The sequence below is a fragment of the Candidatus Pantoea symbiotica genome, assembly GCF_056491525.1.
Genome location: NZ_JBSZHR010000002.1, coordinates 1,136,212 through 1,156,013 on the forward strand (window position 1 = coordinate 1,136,212; position 19,802 = coordinate 1,156,013).

Here is a 19,802-nt window from a genome sequence, read left to right on the forward strand (position 1 = left end):
ATGACGGACCAACAGCTGCAGTTTGCGCCGGAGCAGGTTCTGGCGGTGCGCGATCTTAACGTGCGCTTTGAGCATGAAGGTCGCATTACCGAAGCGGTACGCAACCTGTCGCTCGACCTGCATCGCGGTGAAACGTTGGCGCTGGTGGGCGAATCGGGCTCGGGCAAATCCGTCACCTCGCTGGCGCTGATGCGTTTGATTCAGCAGGCCGGCGGTGAAGTGAGCGGCGAAATCCAGCTGCGGCGTCGCAATGGCGAGGTGTTGGATGTGATGCGCGCGTCGAACGGTCAGATGCGCAAAGTGCGCGGCGCCGATATGGCGATGATTTTTCAGGAGCCGATGACCTCGCTCAATCCGGTATTCACCGTTGGCGAGCAGATTGCGGAATCCATCCGTCTGCATCAGGGCAAAAGTCATCAGCAGGCGCTGGCGGAAGCGCGGCGCATGCTCGATCTGGTGCGCATTCCCGAAGCGCAAAACGTGTTATCACGCTATCCGCATCAACTCTCCGGCGGCATGCGCCAACGCGTGATGATTGCCATGGCGCTGTCGTGTAAACCGGCGCTGCTGATTGCCGATGAACCCACCACCGCACTCGACGTCACCATTCAGGCGCAGATTCTGCAGCTAATCCGCGTGCTGCAAAAAGAGATGCAGATGGGGGTGATTTTTATCACCCACGATATGGGCGTGGTGGCGGAGATGGCCGATCGTGTGCAGGTGATGTATCGCGGTGATGTGGTGGAACGCGCGCCGGTGCAGCAGCTATTTGCTGAACCGCAACAGCCGTATACCCGCGCGTTACTGGCGGCGGTGCCCAAACTGGGGGCGATGCACGGCCAGCCGTTACCGGCTAAATTCCCCTTATTGCACAGCAACGGACGCGAAGAGCAGGCCGTGCCGCAGGACACGGTGCGCCACGATCGACCGCCGATTTTGCAGGTGCGTGATTTAGTCACGCGCTTTGATATTCGCGGCGGCTTGCTCAATCGCGTCAAGCGTCGCGTGCACGCGGTGGAGAAAGTCAGTTTCGATCTCCATGCCGGTGAAACGCTGGCGCTGGTGGGGGAATCCGGCTGCGGAAAATCCACCACCGGACGTTCACTGCTGCGGCTGGTGGCCAGCCAGGGCGGCACCATCACCTTTGACGGCCAGCGCATCGATGCGCTGCAGGGCAATGCGCTGGCGTCGTTGCGGCGCGATATCCAGTTTATTTTTCAGGATCCTTACGCCTCGCTCGATCCGCGTTTAACCGTCGGTTTCTCGATCATGGAACCGCTGCTGGTGCATAAAACGCTGGATCGCCGTCAGGCGGAGAAACGCGTTGCCTGGCTGCTGGAGCGCGTTGGTCTGCTGCCGGAACATGCGCAGCGCTATCCGCACGAATTTTCCGGCGGCCAGCGCCAGCGTATCTGCATTGCGCGCGCGCTGGCGCTCAATCCCAAAGTGGTGATCGCCGATGAGTCGGTGTCGGCGCTGGACGTGTCGATTCAGGCGCAGATCATCAACCTGATGCTCGATTTGCAGCGTGAATTTGGTATCGCCTTCTTATTTATCTCGCACGATATGGCGGTGGTAGAACGCATCAGCCATCGCGTGGCGGTGATGTATCTCGGACAGATTGTGGAGATGGGGCCGCGCCAGGCGGTATTTGAGCAGCCGCGCCATCCGTACACTAAAAAACTGATGGCCGCAGTGCCGGTGGCCGATCCGGCGCACCGGCATCGTGAGCGGGCGCTGATGGTGGATGAGATCCCCAGCCCGATTCGCCCGCTGGGCGATGAGCCGGAAGTGGCGCCTTTACTGGAAGTGGCGCCGGGCCATTTTGTCGCCCGACACGCAATTAGTGGCGCCTGAGCAGCAAACAACCGCACATCTTTGGATGTCGCACATGACAGGGATTACAGGAGAACGATAACGATGCACCATATTATGCGAAAAGGGGTTATCACTGCCGGTTTGTTGAGTTCGGCGCTGGCGCTGCCCGCGTGGGCGGCGAAAGATGCGGTGATTGCGGTAGCCTCGACCTTTACCACGCTCGATCCGTATGACGCGAACGATACGCTGTCGCAGGCGGTGGCGAAGTCTTTCTATCAGGGCTTGTTTGGCTTCGATAAAGACATGAAGCTGACCAACGTGCTGGCGGAAAGCTATCAGGCGAGCAGTGACGGTTTGACGTACACCATCAAGCTGCGCCCCGGCGTGAAATTCCAGGATGGCACCGACTTCAATGCCGAAGCGGTAAAAGTAAACCTCGATCGCGCCAGCAATCCGGATAACCATCTCAAACGCTATAACCTGTTCAAATATATCGCCACCACCGAAGTGGTCGATCCGAGCACGGTGAAAATCACCCTGAAGCAGCCGTTCTCGGCCTTCATCAACAACCTCGCGCACCCGGCGGCGGTGATGATTTCGCCAACCGCGCTGAAAAAATATGGCAAGGATATCGGCTTCCATCCGGTGGGAACCGGTCCGTTTGCCTTTGATACCTGGAACCAGACCGACTTCGTGAAAGTGAAGAAGTGGGATGGCTACTGGAAAAAAGGTTATCCGAAGCTGGATAGCATTACCTGGCGTCCGGTGGTGGATAACAACACCCGCGCGGCGATGCTGCAAACTGGCGAAGCGAGCTTTGCTTTCCCGGTGCCGTTCGAGCAGGCCAAACTGCTGGAAGGCAACAGCAAGCTCGATGTGGTCACCACGCCATCGATCATGCAGCGCTACATCAGCCTCAACGTGACGCAAAAGCCGTTTGATAACCCGAAAGTGCGTGAAGCGCTGGAGTACGCGATCAACCGTCAGGCGCTGGCGAAAGTCGCCTTTGCCGGTTACGCCACGCCAGCTACCGGCATCGTGCCGCCGAGCATCGATTTCGCGCAGAGCTATCCAGCGATCAAATACGATCCGGCTAAAGCACGCGAATTGCTGAAGGAAGCGGGCTTCCCGAACGGTTTCGAAACCACTTTGTGGTCGTCGCATAACCACAGCACCGCGCAGAAAGTACTGCAGTTCACCCAGCAGCAGCTGGCGCAGGTGGGCGTGAAGGTGAAAGTGACGGCGATGGATGCCGGTCAACGTGCCGCTGAAGTGGAGAGTAAAGGGCAGAAAGAGAGCGGTGTGCGCATGTTCTACACCGGCTGGTCAGCCTCGACCGGTGAAGCTGATTGGGCGCTGACGCCGCTGTTCGCCACCACCTCATGGCCGCCAGCGATCTTCAACACCGCGTTCTACAGCAATCCGCAGGTGGACAAGGATCTCGCCGATGCGCTGAAAACCACCGATCGCGACCAGAAAGCTAAGCTGTACAAAGACGCGCAGGATCGCATCTGGAACGACCATCCGTGGATTCCGCTGGTGGTGGAACAACTGCTTTCAGCCAACAATAAAAACCTCAGCGGTTTTTATGTCATGCCCGATACCTCATTCAATTTCGATGAGGCCGATCTGAAGTAACAGACGCGGCCAGCCTTAGCGGGCTGGCCGATGCTGCGCAGGACTTCGCATGCTCAACTATTTTCTTAAACGATTACTGGGACTGATTCCCACGCTGCTGATTGTGGCGGTGCTGGTGTTCCTGTTCGTCCATTTGCTGCCGGGCGATCCGGCGCGCCTGATTGCCGGCCCGGAAGCGGATGCTTCGGTGGTGGCGCTGGTGCGTCAGGATCTCGGCCTTGATCAGCCGCTGATCAAGCAGTTCTGGCACTTCATGATCAATGCGGTGCAGGGCGATTTCGGCCATTCGCTGGTCTCGAAACGTCCGGTGATTGACGAAATTGCCGCGCGCTTTTTCCCGACGCTGTGGCTGACACTGAGCAGCATGGTGTGGGCGGTGATTTTCGGTATGGCGATTGGCATCACCTCGGCGGTATGGCGCAATCGCTGGCCCGATCGCATCGGCATGACGCTGGCGGTGTCGGGTATTTCGTTCCCGGCGTTTGCGCTCGGCATGCTGCTGATGCAGGTGTTTTCCGTCGAGCTCGGCTGGTTGCCGACCGTCGGCGCGGATAGCTGGAAACACTACATTTTGCCGTCGATCACCTTGGGTGCGGCGGTGGCGGCGGTGATGGCGCGCTTCACCCGCGCCTCGTTCGTGGAGGTGATGCAGGAAGATTACATGCGCACCGCACGCGCCAAAGGGGTACGCGAATCGCTGGTGGTGGTGAAACACGGCCTGCGTAACGCCATGATTCCAGTGGTTACCATGATGGGCCTGCAGTTTGGTTTCCTGCTCGGCGGCTCGATTGTGGTGGAAGTGGTGTTCAACTGGCCAGGCTTAGGCCGCTTGCTGGTGGATTCAGTCGAGATGCGCGATTACCCGGTGATTCAGGCCGAAGTGCTGCTGTTCTCGCTGGAATTCATTCTGATTAACCTGATTGTCGATGTGCTGTACGCGGCAATCAACCCGGCAATTCGCTACAAGTAAGGAGTCGCAATTGAAGAACTGGCGACGAGCCGCGGCATTGAAAACCATGCCGACTATCACGGAAAACCGGGTACGCACGCCGTGGCGCGAATTCTGGCGGCGATTTCGCCGTCAGCATGTGGCGCTGCTGGCCGGATTGTTTGTGCTGCTGCTGATTGTGGTGGCGTTTATCGCGCCGCTGATTGCGCCTTTTGATGCGGAAAATTATTTCGATTACGACCGGCTAAATGAAGGGCCGTCGCTGATGCACTGGTTTGGCGTTGATTCGCTGGGGCGCGATATCTTCAGCCGCGTGCTGGTAGGCACGCGCATTTCGCTGATTGCCGGTTTCTTTTCGGTAGCGATTGGCGCGCTGATCGGCACCGTGTTAGGTCTGCTGGCGGGCTATTACGAAGGCTGGTGGGATCGCATCACCATGCGCATCTGCGATGTGCTGTTCGCTTTTCCCGGCATTCTGCTGGCGATTGCGGTGGTGGCAATTATGGGCAGCGGCATGAGCAACGTGATTGTCGCGGTGGCGATCTTCAGCATTCCGGCGTTTGCCCGTTTGGTGCGCGGCAATACGCTGGTGCTGAAACATCAAACCTATATTGAATCGGCGCGCAGCATTGGTGCGTCGGACTGGACCATTATCATGCGTCACATCCTGCCCGGCACGGTGTCGTCGATTGTGGTCTATTTCACTATGCGTATTGGTACCTCGATCATCACGGCGGCGAGTTTGTCCTTTCTCGGCCTCGGTGCGCAGCCGCCCACGCCGGAGTGGGGCGCGATGCTCAATGAAGCGCGCGCCGATATGGTGATTGCGCCGCATGTCGCCATCTTCCCAAGTCTGGCGATTTTCCTTACCGTGCTGGCGTTTAACCTGCTGGGTGATGGTTTGCGTGATGCGCTGGATCCGAAATTGAAGACCTGATGCTGTTTCGGTCGCCCGTAAGGTCGCCATTTATGGCGACCTTTTCACCCACCGCACAATCCCGCCCTTAAAACGTTTCCCAATTGTCATTACTGTGCGCGGCGGCAGGTGCGGCGCGGGTTGGCGTCATCACCGGTTTCACCACTTTCGCCAGCGGCGCAGCGGCCTGGCGAGCGCCGGTTTTGAAGCGGGCCACCGCAGAAGAGAGGCTGCTGGCCTGTTGTTCCAGCGACGCCGACGCATTAGCCGATTCCTGCACCAGCGTGGCGTTCTGCTGTGTGACGCGATCCATCTCGTTCACCGCCTGACCAATCTGGTCGATGCCGCGACTCTGCTCATCAGATGCCGAAGCAATCTCGCCCATGATATCGGTGACGCGGGTGACGGCGCTAACGATCTCCTGCATGGTTTCACCGGCGCTGCTCACCTGTTGTGAACCGGTGTTGACGCGCTGCACGGAATTCTCAATCAGCAGTTTGATCTCTTTCGCCGCCTGGGCGCTGCGCTGTGCCAGATTGCGCACTTCGCCTGCCACCACGGCAAAACCGCGCCCTTGTTCACCGGCACGCGCCGCTTCTACCGCTGCGTTGAGCGCAAGGATGTTGGTCTGGAAAGCGATGCCATCAATCACGCTGGTGATATCGGCGATTTTCTTTGAGCTGTCGGCGATATCGCGCATGGTTTTCACCACGCCATCCACCACGTTGCCGCCTTTATCGGCGGTCTCCGAGGCAGTTTTCGCCAGCTGCGTCGCCTGACGCGCGTTATCGGCGTTCTGTTTCACCGTGGCGGTCAGCTGTTCCATGCTGGCAGCGGTCTCTTCCAGCGACGCCGCTTGCTGCTCGGTGCGTGAAGAGAGATCGTTATTGCCGGTGGCGATCTCGCTGGCGCTGCCAAAAATCGCATCCGCGCTATCACGCACATTGTTGATGGTGCTGAGCAGCGACTGCTGCATGTGGTTGAGGCTGGCGGCAATCGACGCCATTTCGCTGCGGCCTTCCACCTGCAAACTGGCGGAGAGATCGCCGTCGGCGAAGCGCTCCATCTGTTGCTGCACCTGCTTCATTGGTGCCAGCAGAATGCGACGCACCAGAATCCACACGGCAACCAGCAGCAGCAACACAACCACAGCCATTACGGCCATCATCACCAACATATGCTGGTAGGCGCTGTCGTAGTCTGCACTGCGCTCCGTTAACAATTGCACGTTATGTTCACGCCACTGTTTATAGGCCGCTTCCAGGTCATCCTGCGCCTGCTGGGCATCAAGATTTCCATAGGAGGCGTAATCATTGGCTTTCAGGAACGTCGCCGACTGTTTCAACAAATCAGCGAAGGCAGCAAACTTAGTGTCAACTACACTGGCTGAGCCCGCGCTTTGTCCGGCAATGTGCGGCATGCTCTTGTAGAGATCGTAATGTTGCTTTGCTTCATCCAGTGACGCACTTGCGCTGATCAGCAGTTTGTTGATGGCGGCGACTGACGCTTCATCCGTCTGTTTTTTCAGGATACGAATGGCGACGCGGTTGATAATCACGCGGGTTTTCACCAGCGTTTGCCAGCCATCGGCCAGCTCCCGTTGCTGATGGGACAGCTGATTGCTGGTGGTGAAATTATGCTGTCCGGTAATCAGTGATGATAAAAACAGCGAGCCGGAAATCGCCTGCATCGCGGTGAAAACCACCAATATCATCATGATGGCCGTCACAATTTTCATTCGTTTAAACATAGGTGCGTCTCTGAGGAAGTAGGCTGATATTGAAGTTATCGGTATAAAAGCAAATCGCTTAAGTGCCAGCGGGAAATAATTACGTCACGGGATGATGAGAGGCGGGAAAAAACAGATGAAAGCGTTTAATTACGAGCAGGATTTCAAGCACATCGATTTTCGCCAGCAGCCAGAGCTGTATCAGGTGGGGCGCGGCGAGCAGGGCGTGTTGATGGTCGAACCTTACAAAAGTGAGATTCTGCCGCACTGGCGTTTTCGCACCGTCGAGCTGGCAAAGCAGTCTTCACAACAGATCATGCAATTGTTTGAAACGTATCGCGCGCAGGACGATTTTGTCGGCATGGACATGGCGCGCAAATATATTCAGATGGGGTACACGCGTGCGCGCCGCTACAGCAATCATCAGGGCGGGCGGAAATATGACGAGGCGGGCAACGAATTGCCGCGCACCACAGAAAAAGAAAAGGCCGCTGCGGCGGCCGTTTTCAAAGCGTGCTGGGATAAACTGCGTGCGGATACTGACTATCTGGCGCGCAAACGTGCGCACCAGCAAAAGTATGGTTAAACGCGCGTGCCCCACAGATCGTATTCGTCGGCGTGTTCGACTTTAACGCGTACCACATCACCGACTTTCACCTGACGATCGCCGTTCAGATAGACCGCGCCATCGATTTCCGGCGCATCAGCCATGCTGCGGCCTACCGCGCCTTCTTCGTCGACTTCATCAATCAGCACCAGCACTTCGCGGCCGATTTTCTCCTGCAGACGTTCGCTGGAGATCTTCTGCTGCAGCTGCATGAAGCGATCAAAACGATCCTGCTTCACGTCATCCGGTACCTGATCCGGCAACTGGTTGGCGGTTGCGCCATCTACCGGGCTGTACTGGAAGCAGCCAACGCGATCGAGGCGCGCTTCCTGCAGGAAGTCGAGCAGCATCTGGAAATCTTCTTCGGTTTCACCGGGGAAGCCGACGATAAAGGTTGAACGCAGCGTCAGCTCTGGGCAGATTTCACGCCAGCGCTTAATGCGCTCCAGCGTACGCTCTACCGCGCCTGGACGCTTCATCAGCTTGAGGATGCGCGGGCTGGCGTGCTGCAGCGGAATATCGAGGTACGGCAGAATCTTGCCTTCGGCCATCAGCGGAATAACGTCATCCACATGCGGATACGGATAAACGTAGTGCAGACGCACCCACACGCCGAGTTTGGCTAACTGCTCGCACAGGCTCACCATGCTGGTTTTCACTGGCGATCCGTTCCAGAAACCGGTGCGATGTTTGACATCCACGCCGTAAGCGGAGGTGTCTTGTGAGATCACCAGCAGCTCTTTCACGCCGGCTTCGACCAGACGTTTCGCTTCGTCGAGTACCGAACCGATTGGACGGCTATCCAGATCGCCACGCATCGATGGAATGATGCAGAATGTGCAGCGATGGTTGCAGCCTTCGGAAATTTTCAGGTAGGCGTAATGGCGCGGCGTCAGTTTGACACCTTGCTCCGGCACCAGGCTGAGGAACGGGTTGTGCTCCGGCTTAGGCACATAGGTGTGCACGTGCGACAGAACCTGCTCGTAGCTGTGCGGGCCAGTGATCTCCAGCACTTTTGGATGCACTTCGCGGATCTGATCCACTTTGGCGCCGAGGCAGCCGGTGACGATCACTTTGCCGTTCTCGTTCAGCGCTTCACCAATCGCTTCCAGTGATTCCTGTACGGCGCTATCAATAAATCCACAGGTGTTAACGATGACGATCTCTGCATCATCGTAGCGTGGCACCACGTCATAGCCTTCGGTACGCAGTTCCGTCAGGATGCGTTCAGAGTCGACGAGGTTTTTCGGACAGCCGAGGGAGACGAACCCCACGCGCGGTGGATTTTTGACTTGGCTCATAAGGTTAAAAATTCATCATAATTAGTGTGGATAGGGGGGCGATTGTACAGAGGTTGCAGAGGAAAATGTATAGGCTGTGTAAGAATCTCCTTATCGACAACCAATGTGCTGTAGATATGCTTAACTCAGTGAGCGACGCGCGCTCTCATTAAGCGCCGCGCCTGAGTTGCTCGTCTGCGAACGTGATCCGAGTTGTGTAAGCTGACGTGTTTTGCTTAAATGTTGGGTCGGTAAAGGTAAGTACTTATCTTCACTGAAAATTTCAAATCGCACTGATAGTGAATCCTCACTGCCAGGGCAGAAGTGGATAATGTGAGAGCAGACATATGCAAGAGATCGTCAAAGGTTTTCTGAATTTTCAACAGAATGTGTTCCCTGAAAGGAAGGATCTTTTCAAAAGTTTGGCATCCAACCAAAATCCCAAAGCCCTGTTTATCTCTTGCTCAGACAGCCGTCTGGTGCCAGAGCTGGTGACGCAGTCGGAGCCGGGTCAGCTGTTCGTGATCCGTAACGCCGGTAATATCGTGCCACCTTTTGGTCCAGAGCCGGGCGGCGTGTCCGCCACCATTGAGTACGCAGTAGTGGCGCTGGGCGTGACCGAAATTATTATTTGTGGTCACTCCAACTGCGGTGCCATGAACGCGATTGCTTCCAATGCCGATCTGGAAACCATGCCAGCGGTTGATCACTGGTTGCACTACGCCAACGCGGCGAAAGCGGTGGTGGAAGAGCGCAACTACGATTCGGTTGAGAAACGTCTCAACGAAATGGTGAAAGAGAACGTGATCGCGCAGCTGCACAATATCAAAACACACCCTTCTGTGGCGGTCGCGCTGCGTAAAGGCAAAGTGCGCCTGCACGGGTGGGTTTATGATATTGAGAGCGGTGGCATCATTGCGCTGACCAAAGGCGGTGAATCCTTTATTTCACTGTCGGAAAACCCGGAAACCTGCTTCGAGTAATTCCGCCTAACCACCTGCAATGCAGGTGGTTTTTCCTCGCATTTCGCTAATATTTCCTCCCGCGCTGAAAACCAACTTCTACACTTGAGAAGCAATTACCTCTGATAAGGGCTCTCTCATGCGATTTCCCCTTTGTGTTCCCGTGTTAACGCTGGCGCTGCTGGCCGCGGGTTGTACCTCTCATGTGGCCGACAAAAAACAATATTCCGGTTTTCTCGGCGATTACAGTCAGCTGCAATCGACCCAATCGCCAAGCGGTAAACCGACGCTGCGCTGGATCTCTCCCGATTATCACGATGCTGATTATCGAGGCGTGGTATACACGCCGGTGGTCTATTATCCGGCGGCGCACCCGACTGCACGTATCAGCCAGCAAACGCTGGATGAGGTGCGCAGTTACACCGATAGCCAGCTGAAGCGGGCGATTTCTGAACGCAAACCGCTGGTGACCACCAAAGGCCCGCGTACGTTGCTGGTGAAAGCGGCGATTACGGCGGTATCGGCAGAAAATGAAGGCGTGCAGTTCTACGAAGTGGTGCCGATTGCCGCCGTTGTTGCCAGCACCATGGCGGCCACCGGGCACCGCACGCAAGAGAGTTCGCTGTTCCTCGAAATCGAAGCAGTGGATGCTCAAACCGGTAAGCCGATGATTAAAGTGGTGCGTAAAGCCTTCGGCAAAACCTTACCGAATAACAACACGCCAATTACCCTCACCGATCTCCGTCCAGGCATTGATGAGATGGTGCGCGACACGTTGGCGTTCTCCGTGCCGTGAACCTGTGCCCGGCCGTGTGCCGGGCTTAATGTTTTGTAAATCCTGCACATCCTTTGTCACGCGCTGACTACCCTTAACGGCAGACCGTGATAAAGGAGAATGCCATGCGTTTACTGCCCGCCGCGCTGCTGTTTGGCGCTTTAAGCACGTCCTTACCGTTATTCGCTGCCGATGTGCAGGTTCAGGTGCTGCAGGACAAGCTCGATCATCCGTGGTCCGTGGCTTTTCTGCCCGACAATCAAACGCTGTTAATCACTGAACGATCCGGCCAGCTGCGCAGCTGGCAGCCGGGCAAAGGCCTGTCGCAACCGATCGGCGGCGTGCCGAAGGTGTGGGCGAATCGTCAGGGCGGCTTGCTGGATGTGGTGCTGGCGCCGGACTTTGCCCAAAGCCGCCGCGTGTGGCTCAGCTACACCACCGCCGATGCCAGCGGCCGCGCCGGTGGCGTGGTGGGTTATGGCCGATTAGGCGATGACAACCGCCAGCTGAGCGACTTTAAAGTGGTGCTGGAGCAAACGCCGAAGCTGTCGGGTGGCGCCAATATCGGCACGCGACTGGCGTTTGATCGTCAGGGCTTTCTCTATATCGCCTTCGGTGACAACTTCGCCAGCAGCAGCGCGCAGCAGCTGGATAAGCTCTCCGGCAAAATCGTGCGTCTGACCAAAGACGGTGAAATCCCGCCGGACAATCCGTTTGTCGATCGCCAGGGCGCGCGCGCTGAAATCTGGTCTTACGGCATGCGCAATCCGCAAGGGCTGGCGCTCAATCCGTGGACGCAGCAAATGTGGGAAAGCGAACACGGCCCGCGCGGCGGCGATGAGGTAAACATCCCGGAGAAGGGCAAAAATTACGGCTGGCCGCTGGCAACTTACGGCATTGATTACAGCGGAGAGAAAGTGCCGGAAGCGAAAGGCAGTGAAGTCGAAGGTACCGAGCAACCGCTGCACTACTGGAAAGTCTCGCCCGCCATCAGCGGCATGGCTTTCTATAACAGCGCGCGCTTCCCGCAGTGGAAAAACTCACTGTTTATCGGCGCGCTGAAGGAGAAGAGTTTGATTCGCTTGCAGGTGAATGGCGAGAAAGTGGTGGAGGAGCAGCGCTTACTGGAAGATCGTGGCGAGCGTATTCGTGATGTACGACAAGGCCCGGATGGTTATCTCTATGTGCTAACCGATGAGTCCAACGGCAAGCTGCTGAAAGTGGGGCTGCCAGACGCCGCCAGCGCCCCACGCGGTTAACTTAGCGTGCCCAGTTACACACTTCCCATCCGCGCTGCTGTGCTTCCTGCAGCAGCAGCGGATTGGGATTCACCACCCATGCATGGTCGGCATGCGCCAGCAGCGGTAAATCATTCATTGAATCGCTGTAAGCCCAGGTGCGTTCAAAGCGTTGGTCCTGCTGTAACGCTTTCCAGTCGCTGAGGCGCGTCACTTTGCCTTCACGATAGGTCATGGTGCCGTAAGTTTGCCCGCTGTAGCGTTCATCCACCACTTCAACGCCAATAGCCAGTGCGCCGTGAACACCAAGGCGCTCGGCGATGGGAACAGCAAGATGATCGCCGCTGGCGGTGATGATCATTACCGTGTCGCCGCGCTGCTGATGCCACTCAATACGCTCGCGGGCGGCGGGGAACACGCGCGGCATGATGTCGCGATGGATAAAGCGGCGTACCCAGCCTTCCACGGTCATGGTGGCCATACCGGCGAGTGGCGCCAGCGTGGTGTTCATATACTCTTCAATCGATAACGTACCGGTGTGATATTTTTCCATCAGAATTTTCTCTTGCTGGATGATCTCTTCGGGGGCAAAGCCCTGTGAAACCAACCAGCGCAGCCACAGGCTGGTGCTGTCTTCACAAATCAGGGTTTCGTCCAAATCGAAAATGGCTAAGTCCATCGCGGCTCTCCTCAGGCTGACTGAATTCAGGTTAGCGGAAATTTGTGACTGGCTTAACCGTTCTGCGAAAAATCGGAATTACACGCAAAATTTTTCAATAGTCAGATGGGCAAAAGTGGCGGCGCTGCACGGTTGGTGCCAGGGTTACTCTAATAAACTCTATAAAACTTTACGATTGGACGGTTTTTTTCGCTGGCCTGAACCGTTAGCGTGGGATGAGACACGTCTTATCTGCAAAAAACCAAGATTTAACAAGGACAATCTGGTCATCCTCATGAGAAAAAACACCTTCGCTACTGCATGGCGGCCGCTGGCTGCATCGTCACTATTATTACTTTTCATTCCTATTTCAACGCTGGCAGAACAAGCTCCAGCCGCTCCGCAGATAGACGCCAAAGCCTGGATCTTAATGGATTACAACAGCGGCAAAGTGCTGGCGGAATCCAATGCCGATCAGCGCCTCGATCCCGCCAGTTTGACCAAAATGATGACCAGCTATGTGGTCGGCCAGGCGCTGAAATCGGGCAAGATAACCAACGATGACATGGTCACCATTGGTCAGGATGCGTGGGCCACCGGCAATCCCAAACTGCGCGGTTCATCGCTGATGTTCCTCAAGCCTGGCGATCGCATTCCGGTCTCTGAACTGAATAAAGGCGTGGTGATTCAATCTGGCAACGACGCTTGTATCGCATTGGCTGATTATGTCGCGGGCAGCCAGGATTCGTTTATCGGGTTGATGAACAACTACGTCAAAGCCTTTGGCCTGCAAAACACCCACTTTATGACGGTGCACGGCCTGGACGCCGAAGGGCAATACAGCACCGCGCGTGATATGGCGATTATCGGCCAGCGCCTGATCAGCGATGTGCCGGAAGAGTATGCGATCAACAGCGAAAAAGAGTTCACCTTTAATAAGATCAAGCAGATGAACCGTAACCGTCTGCTGTGGAGCACTAATCTGAAGGTGGATGGTATTAAAACCGGTCACACCTCCGGCGCGGGCAACAATCTGGTGGCCTCGGCAACCGAAGGTGATATGCGCCTGATTTCCGTGGTGCTCGGCGCGGCAACCGATGCCACGCGTTTCCGTGAAAGCGAGAAGCTGCTGACGTGGGGCTTCCGTTTCTATGAAACCGTGACGCCGATTAAGGCCGACAAGCCGTTTGCGCAGCAGCGCGTATGGTTTGGCGATCATAGCCAGGTGAATCTCGGTGTAGCAAAAGATGCTGCGATCACTGTGCCGAAAGGGCAGATGAAAAACCTCAAGGCCAGCTTTACCCTGAACTCACCGCAGCTGGAAGCGCCGCTGGAGAAGAATCAGGTGGTGGGAACCATTGATTTCCAACTGGATGGTAAAACCATTGAACAACGCCCGCTGGTGGCGATGGAAGCGGTGCCGGAAGGTGGCTTTATTGGCCGGATTTGGGATTTCATTATGATGAAATTCCACGGCTGGTTCGGTAAGTGGTTTAGTTAATAAAAAACGGTGCGCATCAAGCGCACCGTTTAGTAGGGTCGCCATTCATGGCGACCTCATCCCTCACTCACGTATCCACCCTTTCTTTATCGGCATAGCAAACAGTGCGCGATACACCTGATGGGTAAATGCCAGCATCCGCTCGCCATACAGTTGCCACGCCATGTGCGACGCCAGACACGCCAGCAAACCAACCAAAAAGCCGCCCAGCATATCCATTGGCCAGTGCACGCCAAGGTAGACGCGTGACCACGCAATGGCGCTGCCGATCACCAGCAACAGCACGCCCGACCACAAGCGATGCCAGAAGATAAATGCCAGTGCAAAGGTAAAAATGGTGGTGCCGTGATCGCTCGGATAAGAGTCATCTGCGGCGTGAGATAAGAACTGATGTCCGAAGCCAATGGCAAACGGACGTGGATGCGGCAACAGCTGGCCGACGCACCATGAGATACTCAGCGCGTACAGCAGCGCCATGCCGGTTTTCAACACCAGCGCACGTTGCGATTGCACATGTTCGCGCGGTCCCCACAGCCACAGCGCCACAATCAGCAGCGGCACGATGGCAATCACATCTTTGGCAATAAAGGTCGCCAGACTAATCAGCCACTGCGGCGAATCCTGTGTGGCGTTGATCCATAAAAAAAGCGTGTGGTTCAGAGCTTCCATCACGATTCCTTGTCCTCGTCTTGTTTACCCGAAAAACAGCAGCGCAAATATGGCTGCAAAATAAGTTTGATAGCCTAAAAGCGGACCAGCTATGAGTACATAGTCGCGCTCTTAAACTTATTGCGGGTTGTTGGAGTGTTTAACTTTGATGAAAGTTGCAAGAAGGTTTAATTAAAACAGGGCGAAGCAAGAGGATGACGAAGGGGATTTTGGCAATCTGGCGAAAAAGCCATAAAAAAACCCGCAAGTCAGTGACCGGCGGGCTCCACAATTTGGGGATTTCAAAGAAAAGCAGTGGCACTTATTCAGACTGCGCCCCCCAAAGAAAGTTCTGGACAGCGCGAAAATATTTTTATAATGGCAAAAGCGGCCAGATTATCACGATCAAGGTGCCGGCCAACGTCAGCAAAACGTTAGCAATCGCATAAGTTCCTGCATAGCCCAAGGCTGGAATGCTGCTGCGCGCGGTATCGCTGATGATCTCCATTGCCGGCGCACAGGTGCGCGCGCCCATGATGGCACCAAACAGCAAGGCGCGGTTCATGCGCAGCACATAAGCGCCGAACAGATAGCAAATCACCACCGGCAGCAAACTTACCAGTAAGCCACTCACCAGCATCAACGCACCGGCGCTGCCAAAACCGTGCTGCAAACCGCTGCCCGCGCTTAGGCCAACGCCCGCCATAAATACCATCAAACCAAACTCTTTCACCATCGTCAGCGCACCCTGCGGGATATAGCCAAAGGTCGGATGGTTGGCGCGCATAAAGCCGAGCATGATGCCCGCGAACAACAATCCGGCGGCGTTACCGATGCCAAAGCTGAAGTTGCTGAACTGGAAGGTGATCATGCCGATCATCAGGCCGACGATAAAGAAGGCGCAGAAGGCGAGCAAATCGGTGATTTGGCTGTGAATGGCGATAAAACCAATGCGATCGGCAAGGCTCTTGACGCGGCGTGCTTCGCCGCTTACCTGCAGCACATCGCCTTTGTTGAGCATAATGCTGTCATCGATCGGCATCTCGATCTGGCTGCGAATCACGCGGTTGAGGAAGCAGCCGTGATCGGTCAGCTTGAGATGGCTCAGGCGCTTATTCACCGCGTTGTGGTTTTTCACCACGATCTCTTCGGTGACGATGCGCATATCCAGCAGGTCGCGATCGAACACCTCTTTGCCGTTACGGAAGCTGGGATCAAGGCGCGCGTGCGCATCGGGATAGCCCACCAGCGAGATATCGTCGCCCAGCTGCAGCATCGCGTCACCGTCCGGGCTGGCGAGAATGCCGTTGCGGCGCAGACGCTCGATGTAGCAGCCGGTCTGGCGATGAATGCCCAGCTCGCGCAGGTTTTTGCCGCCGCTCCACTCCACCAGTTCCGGACCGACGCGATAGGCGCGAATCACCGGCAGAAACACTTTGCGCTGGCTGTCGGCGTCGAGGCCGCGCTCACGCGCGATTTGCTGCGCACAGGTCGGTAGATCCTGATGTTGCAGGCGCGGCAGATAGCGTGCGCCAAAAATCAGGCTGACTAAACCTACCAGATAGGTGAGGGCATAACCGAGGCTGAGATTATCCTGCATCAACGTGAGCTGATGGCTGTCGCTGATGCTTTGCCGCAGCGTATCGCCAGCGCCCACCAGCACCGGCGTCGAGGTCATCGAACCGGCTAACATGCCTGCGGTTAAACCAATATCCCAGCCGAATACTTTGCCAAGCGTCAGGGCGATTAACAGCGCGCTGACCACCATGACAATCGCCAGGAAGAAGTAGTTTTTACCGTCGCGGAAAAATATCGAGAAAAAGTTAGGTCCGGCTTCCACGCCGACACAAAAAATAAACAACATAAAGCCAAGACTTAATGCGTCAGTATTAATGGCGAAATGCTGTTGACCTAAAATCAACGAAACAACCAGCACACCAATGGAATTACCGAGTTGGACCGAGCCGAGGCGTAATTTACCTAAGCAGAGTCCGAGTGCTAAAACGACAAATAATAACAGAACGTCATTTCCGCTTAACAATTCTGCGACGTTAATGTTCACGGTTTAACTTCTTCTTAACCTGTAACCAGTTGATGAGATGACCTTTTTTCGCTATCTTGTGCCGAACGTTAAGGTTCCTGCAACAAAAGCGTTCAAGCCGAAATCTAAAGCGGCGTCATTCTAATCATAATTAACACCCTCAGCTATCGGCAGTTTTCATTCCTTTCGCCTCCAGCTGTTTCTTTTTATTTCCAGTCGTGCGCATCAGGGCAGAAAAAGTTTCATAATTGTTAACGTCAAAGTTGAGGATAATTATGTTGCAGCGCAATAATCGCTGGCCAGCATCCATTCTGGGCGTGATGCTTTATACGCTGGTGTTTATTTATGCACATCATTTCTGGGCCGCCGCCAGTGAACAAGCCGTGCGCGGACAACCAGAATTACTGCTGTTTTTACTGCCAGGATGCTTGATGGCGCTACTGCAGCCGGAAAGTCCGCTGATCAGCACCTTGTGGGTTGCGCTGGGCGGTACGCTGCTGGGCATGATGTGGTTGATGCTGGCAGTGCCAATGACGTATAGCGGCTTGTTGATTGTGGCCTGGAGTTTGAGTGCGCTGTTCTGGGCGGGGTGCGGTGCGCTGCTGGTGCGCCTGCTGCGGATTATGCTGGCGATGCGTGCCGAATAGCACCAATAAAAACGGGCCCGCAGGCCCGTTCTCTTATGCTTCGATACCCAGGTTTTCTTTGGTCCAGGCAGCGAATTCGGTGTAACCACCAATGTGCTGATCGTCGAGGAAAATCTGCGGCACGGTTGTTACCGGCTTGCCGGCACGGGCTTCCAGATCGGCTTTAGTAATGCCGGTAGCCTGAATATCAACGTACTGATAGTTAAAATCGTCGCGCTCGCTGGTCAGCTTGGCGGCCAACTCTTTCGCACGTACGCAGTAAGGGCAGCTAGAACGGCCAAAAATCACTGCAATCATTGCTTCTCTCCTTCCGCTGCTGTTTTGTGACTAGAATCACATCACAGCGTGAATAATGCGTAACATCATGCCCGCCCATCCTGCTTAATGAAAGAAGAAGTTACCTGTTATTCTGATACCTGCTGCCTATGCAGACGCTAAAACTGATTGAACGCCAAGGAACCCTCGCATGCGTGATCTCGCCACATTACCGAAACCCGTGTTACTGCTCGAAGTGCTCGGCGTGCTTGCCGTGATTGGCGCATTGTTGCTCACCAACGATTGGGTGAGTGCGCCTGACTTCATCGCGAAAAAGCCGCTGGCGACGCTGCTGTTTTTTCTCGGCATCGCGCTGATGCTGCCTGCCGCGTGGATGATGATGTGGCGCACGGCGAAGGCGATGGCTCCACAATTGTTCAATCATTCCAACAAAAAGAAGTAACCACCGGAGAGGATTTATGACGCCGACTATCGATTTACTGTGCAGCCACCGTTCCATTCGCGCTTTTACCGAACAGGGCATTGATGAGGCGCAACGCAGCGCCATTATTGCAGCGGCACAAGCGGCTTCGACCTCCAGCTTTTTACAGTGCTCATCAATTATTCGTATCACCGATCCCGCAAAACGCGAGCAGTTGGTACAGCTGACTGGCGGCCAACCGTGGGTCAGCGCGGCGGCAGAGTTTTGGGTGTTCTGCGCGGATTTCAATCGTCACCAGCAGATCTGCCCAGACGCGCAACTCGGGCGCGCTGAACAGCTGCTGCTCGGCTGTGTTGATACCGCACTGATGGCGCAAAATGCCATGGTGGCGGCGGAATCGCTGGGCCTTGGCGGCGTATTCATTGGCGGGATTCGTAATAGCATCGCTGAAGTTACCGAGCTGCTGGAGCTGCCGAAGTTTGTGTTGCCGCTGTTCGGCTTCTGCGTCGGTCATCCAGCTGATGCGCCAGACGTCAAGCCACGCATGCCGCAAGCGATGCTGGTGCATGAAAATCGTTATCAGCCCGTCGATAAAAAGGTGCTGGCACAGTACGATGAGCAAATTACTGCCTATTATCAGCAACGTGATAGCAACCAGCGTTCCGAAACCTGGAGCCAGCTGATTCAGCGCCTGATTATTAAAGAAACGCGTCCCTTCATACTGGATTACCTGCATCAGCAGGGTTGGGCGACGCGCTAAGCACAAGGAACTCTGCAATGAAAATGGCCATTCTCACCCGCGATGGATCGATCTATTCGTGTAAGCGTCTAAGCGACGCCGCGGAGGAGCGTGGTCATCAGGTGCAGATCATCGATCCGCTCTCCTGCTACATGAACATCAATTCCGATTCACCGGCGGTGCATTATCGCGGCGAGACGCTGGGGCATTTTGATGCAGTAATCCCGCGCATCGGTACCGCCACCACCTTTTACGGCACCGCCGTGCTGCGCCAGTTTGAGGTGCGTGGCAGCTATCCCCTCAATGAATCAGTCGCCATTACCCGCGCGCGTGACAAACTGCGTTCGCTGCAGTTGTTGGCGCGTGAAGGCATTGATATGCCGATCACCGGTTTTGCCTCCTCGCCGGATGATACCGATGATTTGATTGCGATGGTGGGCGGTGCGCCGCTGGTGGTGAAACTGGTGGAAGGCACGCAAGGCATCGGCGTGGTGCTGGCGGAAACGCGCCAGGCGGCGGAGAGCGTCATTGACGCTTTTCGTGGCCTCAATGCGCATATTCTGGTGCAGGAGTTCATCAAGGAAGCGCAAGGGCGCGATATTCGCTGCCTGGTGATTGGCAATGAAGTGGTGGCGGCGATTGAGCGTGAGGCGAAAGAGGGCGATTTTCGTTCTAATCTGCATCGCGGCGGTAAAGCGCGCGCCGTGCACATCACCGATCAGGAGCGGGATATCGCGGTAAAAGCCGCCAGCACGCTGGGGCTCGAAGTAGCTGGCGTGGATATCCTGCGCGCCCATCGTGGACCGCTGGTTATGGAGGTGAACGCCTCGCCTGGACTGGAAGGAATTGAGGGCATTACCGGTTTAGATATCGCCACCATGATGATCACGTGGATTGAGCAGCACGCTTGCCCCGGCTATCGTCCTAAAACCGGCGGCTAACCCGCGCTTTTCAGCGGT

The 19,802-nt window shown here is 55.8% G+C and carries 19 protein-coding genes; 13 read left to right on the forward strand and 6 right to left on the reverse strand.

What is annotated here, in order from left to right:
* The 4 genes from gsiA (at nucleotide 1) to gsiD (ending at nucleotide 5,342) form a co-directional block, all read left to right on the forward strand.
* Complete coding sequence (gsiA, locus tag ACXIZX_RS05830) at nucleotides 1-1,857, forward strand: glutathione ABC transporter ATP-binding protein GsiA (protein ID WP_179451430.1); 1,857 nt, start codon at nucleotides 1-3, stop codon at nucleotides 1,855-1,857.
* 63 nt (nucleotides 1,858-1,920) lie between these two features.
* Nucleotides 1,921-3,456 carry a glutathione ABC transporter substrate-binding protein GsiB gene (gene gsiB, locus ACXIZX_RS05835; RefSeq protein ID WP_008102499.1) on the forward strand — a complete coding sequence of 512 codons (1,536 nt, stop codon included), beginning with the start codon at nucleotides 1,921-1,923 and terminating at the stop codon, nucleotides 3,454-3,456.
* A gap of 49 nt (nucleotides 3,457-3,505) precedes the next feature.
* Nucleotides 3,506-4,426 carry a glutathione ABC transporter permease GsiC gene (gene gsiC / locus ACXIZX_RS05840; protein WP_061717203.1) on the forward strand — a complete coding sequence of 307 codons (921 nt, stop codon included), beginning with the start codon at nucleotides 3,506-3,508 and terminating at the stop codon, nucleotides 4,424-4,426.
* Nucleotides 4,427-4,436: 10 nt separating this feature from the next.
* Entirely contained in the window at nucleotides 4,437-5,342 is a 906-nt protein-coding gene (gene gsiD / locus ACXIZX_RS05845) for a glutathione ABC transporter permease GsiD (protein ID WP_061717201.1), read from the forward strand.
* 67 nt (nucleotides 5,343-5,409) lie between these two features.
* On the opposite strand, the gene ACXIZX_RS05850 is transcribed toward gsiD, so the two are convergent.
* The gene (locus tag ACXIZX_RS05850) at nucleotides 5,410-7,071 is read right to left on the reverse strand and encodes a methyl-accepting chemotaxis protein (protein ID WP_479403768.1); all 1,662 of its coding nucleotides are present in this window, start codon (nucleotides 7,069-7,071) and stop codon (nucleotides 5,410-5,412) included.
* 115 nt (nucleotides 7,072-7,186) lie between these two features.
* Between ACXIZX_RS05850 and ACXIZX_RS05855 the strand changes: the two genes are divergently transcribed.
* Complete coding sequence (locus ACXIZX_RS05855) at nucleotides 7,187-7,636, forward strand: DUF4385 domain-containing protein (protein ID WP_293795882.1); 450 nt, start codon at nucleotides 7,187-7,189, stop codon at nucleotides 7,634-7,636.
* On the opposite strand, the gene rimO is transcribed toward ACXIZX_RS05855, so the two are convergent.
* Complete coding sequence (gene rimO / locus ACXIZX_RS05860) at nucleotides 7,633-8,958, reverse strand: 30S ribosomal protein S12 methylthiotransferase RimO (RefSeq protein WP_008102489.1); 1,326 nt, start codon at nucleotides 8,956-8,958, stop codon at nucleotides 7,633-7,635. The two genes, ACXIZX_RS05855 and rimO, sit on opposite strands and share 4 nt — an antisense overlap.
* 326 nt (nucleotides 8,959-9,284) lie before the next feature.
* Between rimO and ACXIZX_RS05865 the strand changes: the two genes are divergently transcribed.
* From ACXIZX_RS05865 to ACXIZX_RS05875, 3 genes are all read left to right on the forward strand, one after another.
* A complete protein-coding gene (locus ACXIZX_RS05865; protein WP_007887698.1) occupies nucleotides 9,285-9,920 on the forward strand; it encodes a carbonic anhydrase in 636 nt (211 codons plus the stop codon).
* A 118-nt stretch (nucleotides 9,921-10,038) separates the two neighbouring features.
* Nucleotides 10,039-10,695 carry a DUF3313 domain-containing protein gene (locus ACXIZX_RS05870; RefSeq protein WP_008102487.1) on the forward strand — a complete coding sequence of 219 codons (657 nt, stop codon included), beginning with the start codon at nucleotides 10,039-10,041 and terminating at the stop codon, nucleotides 10,693-10,695.
* A gap of 104 nt (nucleotides 10,696-10,799) precedes the next feature.
* Nucleotides 10,800-11,933 carry a PQQ-dependent sugar dehydrogenase gene (locus ACXIZX_RS05875; RefSeq protein ID WP_179451424.1) on the forward strand — a complete coding sequence of 378 codons (1,134 nt, stop codon included), beginning with the start codon at nucleotides 10,800-10,802 and terminating at the stop codon, nucleotides 11,931-11,933.
* 1 nt (nucleotide 11,934) lies between these two features.
* On the opposite strand, the gene ACXIZX_RS05880 is transcribed toward ACXIZX_RS05875, so the two are convergent.
* Nucleotides 11,935-12,591, reverse strand: coding sequence for an HAD family hydrolase (locus ACXIZX_RS05880; protein ID WP_008102483.1), 657 nt, complete (start codon nucleotides 12,589-12,591; stop codon nucleotides 11,935-11,937).
* A gap of 274 nt (nucleotides 12,592-12,865) precedes the next feature.
* Between ACXIZX_RS05880 and ACXIZX_RS05885 the strand changes: the two genes are divergently transcribed.
* Nucleotides 12,866-14,071 (forward strand): serine hydrolase, encoded by a 1,206-nt coding sequence (locus tag ACXIZX_RS05885; RefSeq protein ID WP_071531640.1) that lies wholly within the window; start codon nucleotides 12,866-12,868, stop codon nucleotides 14,069-14,071.
* A 63-nt stretch (nucleotides 14,072-14,134) separates the two neighbouring features.
* Here ACXIZX_RS05885 and ybjG read toward each other — a convergent pair whose 3' ends face one another.
* Together ybjG and ACXIZX_RS05895 are read right to left on the reverse strand one after the other, a co-directional pair.
* The gene (ybjG, locus tag ACXIZX_RS05890; protein WP_061717185.1) at nucleotides 14,135-14,740 is read right to left on the reverse strand and encodes an undecaprenyl-diphosphate phosphatase; all 606 of its coding nucleotides are present in this window, start codon (nucleotides 14,738-14,740) and stop codon (nucleotides 14,135-14,137) included.
* Between the two features lie 352 nt (nucleotides 14,741-15,092).
* Nucleotides 15,093-16,781: an aspartate:alanine antiporter gene (locus ACXIZX_RS05895; protein WP_061717183.1), complete on the reverse strand. Its 1,689-nt coding sequence runs from the start codon at nucleotides 16,779-16,781 to the stop codon at nucleotides 15,093-15,095.
* Nucleotides 16,782-17,035: 254 nt separating this feature from the next.
* On the opposite strand from ACXIZX_RS05895, the gene ybjM reads away from it, so the two are divergent.
* Nucleotides 17,036-17,407, forward strand: coding sequence for an inner membrane protein YbjM (gene ybjM, locus ACXIZX_RS05900; protein ID WP_479403769.1), 372 nt, complete (start codon nucleotides 17,036-17,038; stop codon nucleotides 17,405-17,407).
* Between the two features lie 33 nt (nucleotides 17,408-17,440).
* On the opposite strand, the gene ACXIZX_RS05905 is transcribed toward ybjM, so the two are convergent.
* Entirely contained in the window at nucleotides 17,441-17,704 is a 264-nt protein-coding gene (locus ACXIZX_RS05905; RefSeq protein ID WP_007887673.1) for a GrxA family glutaredoxin, read from the reverse strand.
* Between the two features lie 169 nt (nucleotides 17,705-17,873).
* On the opposite strand from ACXIZX_RS05905, the gene ACXIZX_RS05910 reads away from it, so the two are divergent.
* From ACXIZX_RS05910 to rimK, 3 genes are read left to right on the forward strand one after another with little or no spacing between them, the layout of a single operon-like run.
* Nucleotides 17,874-18,125, forward strand: coding sequence for a DUF1418 family protein (locus ACXIZX_RS05910; protein ID WP_008102474.1), 252 nt, complete (start codon nucleotides 17,874-17,876; stop codon nucleotides 18,123-18,125).
* 16 nt (nucleotides 18,126-18,141) lie between these two features.
* Nucleotides 18,142-18,864 carry an oxygen-insensitive NADPH nitroreductase gene (nfsA, locus tag ACXIZX_RS05915; RefSeq protein ID WP_061717179.1) on the forward strand — a complete coding sequence of 241 codons (723 nt, stop codon included), beginning with the start codon at nucleotides 18,142-18,144 and terminating at the stop codon, nucleotides 18,862-18,864.
* 17 nt (nucleotides 18,865-18,881) lie between these two features.
* A complete protein-coding gene (gene rimK / locus ACXIZX_RS05920; RefSeq protein WP_479403770.1) occupies nucleotides 18,882-19,784 on the forward strand; it encodes a 30S ribosomal protein S6--L-glutamate ligase in 903 nt (300 codons plus the stop codon).
* The last annotated feature ends 18 nt before the right edge of the window (nucleotides 19,785-19,802 follow it).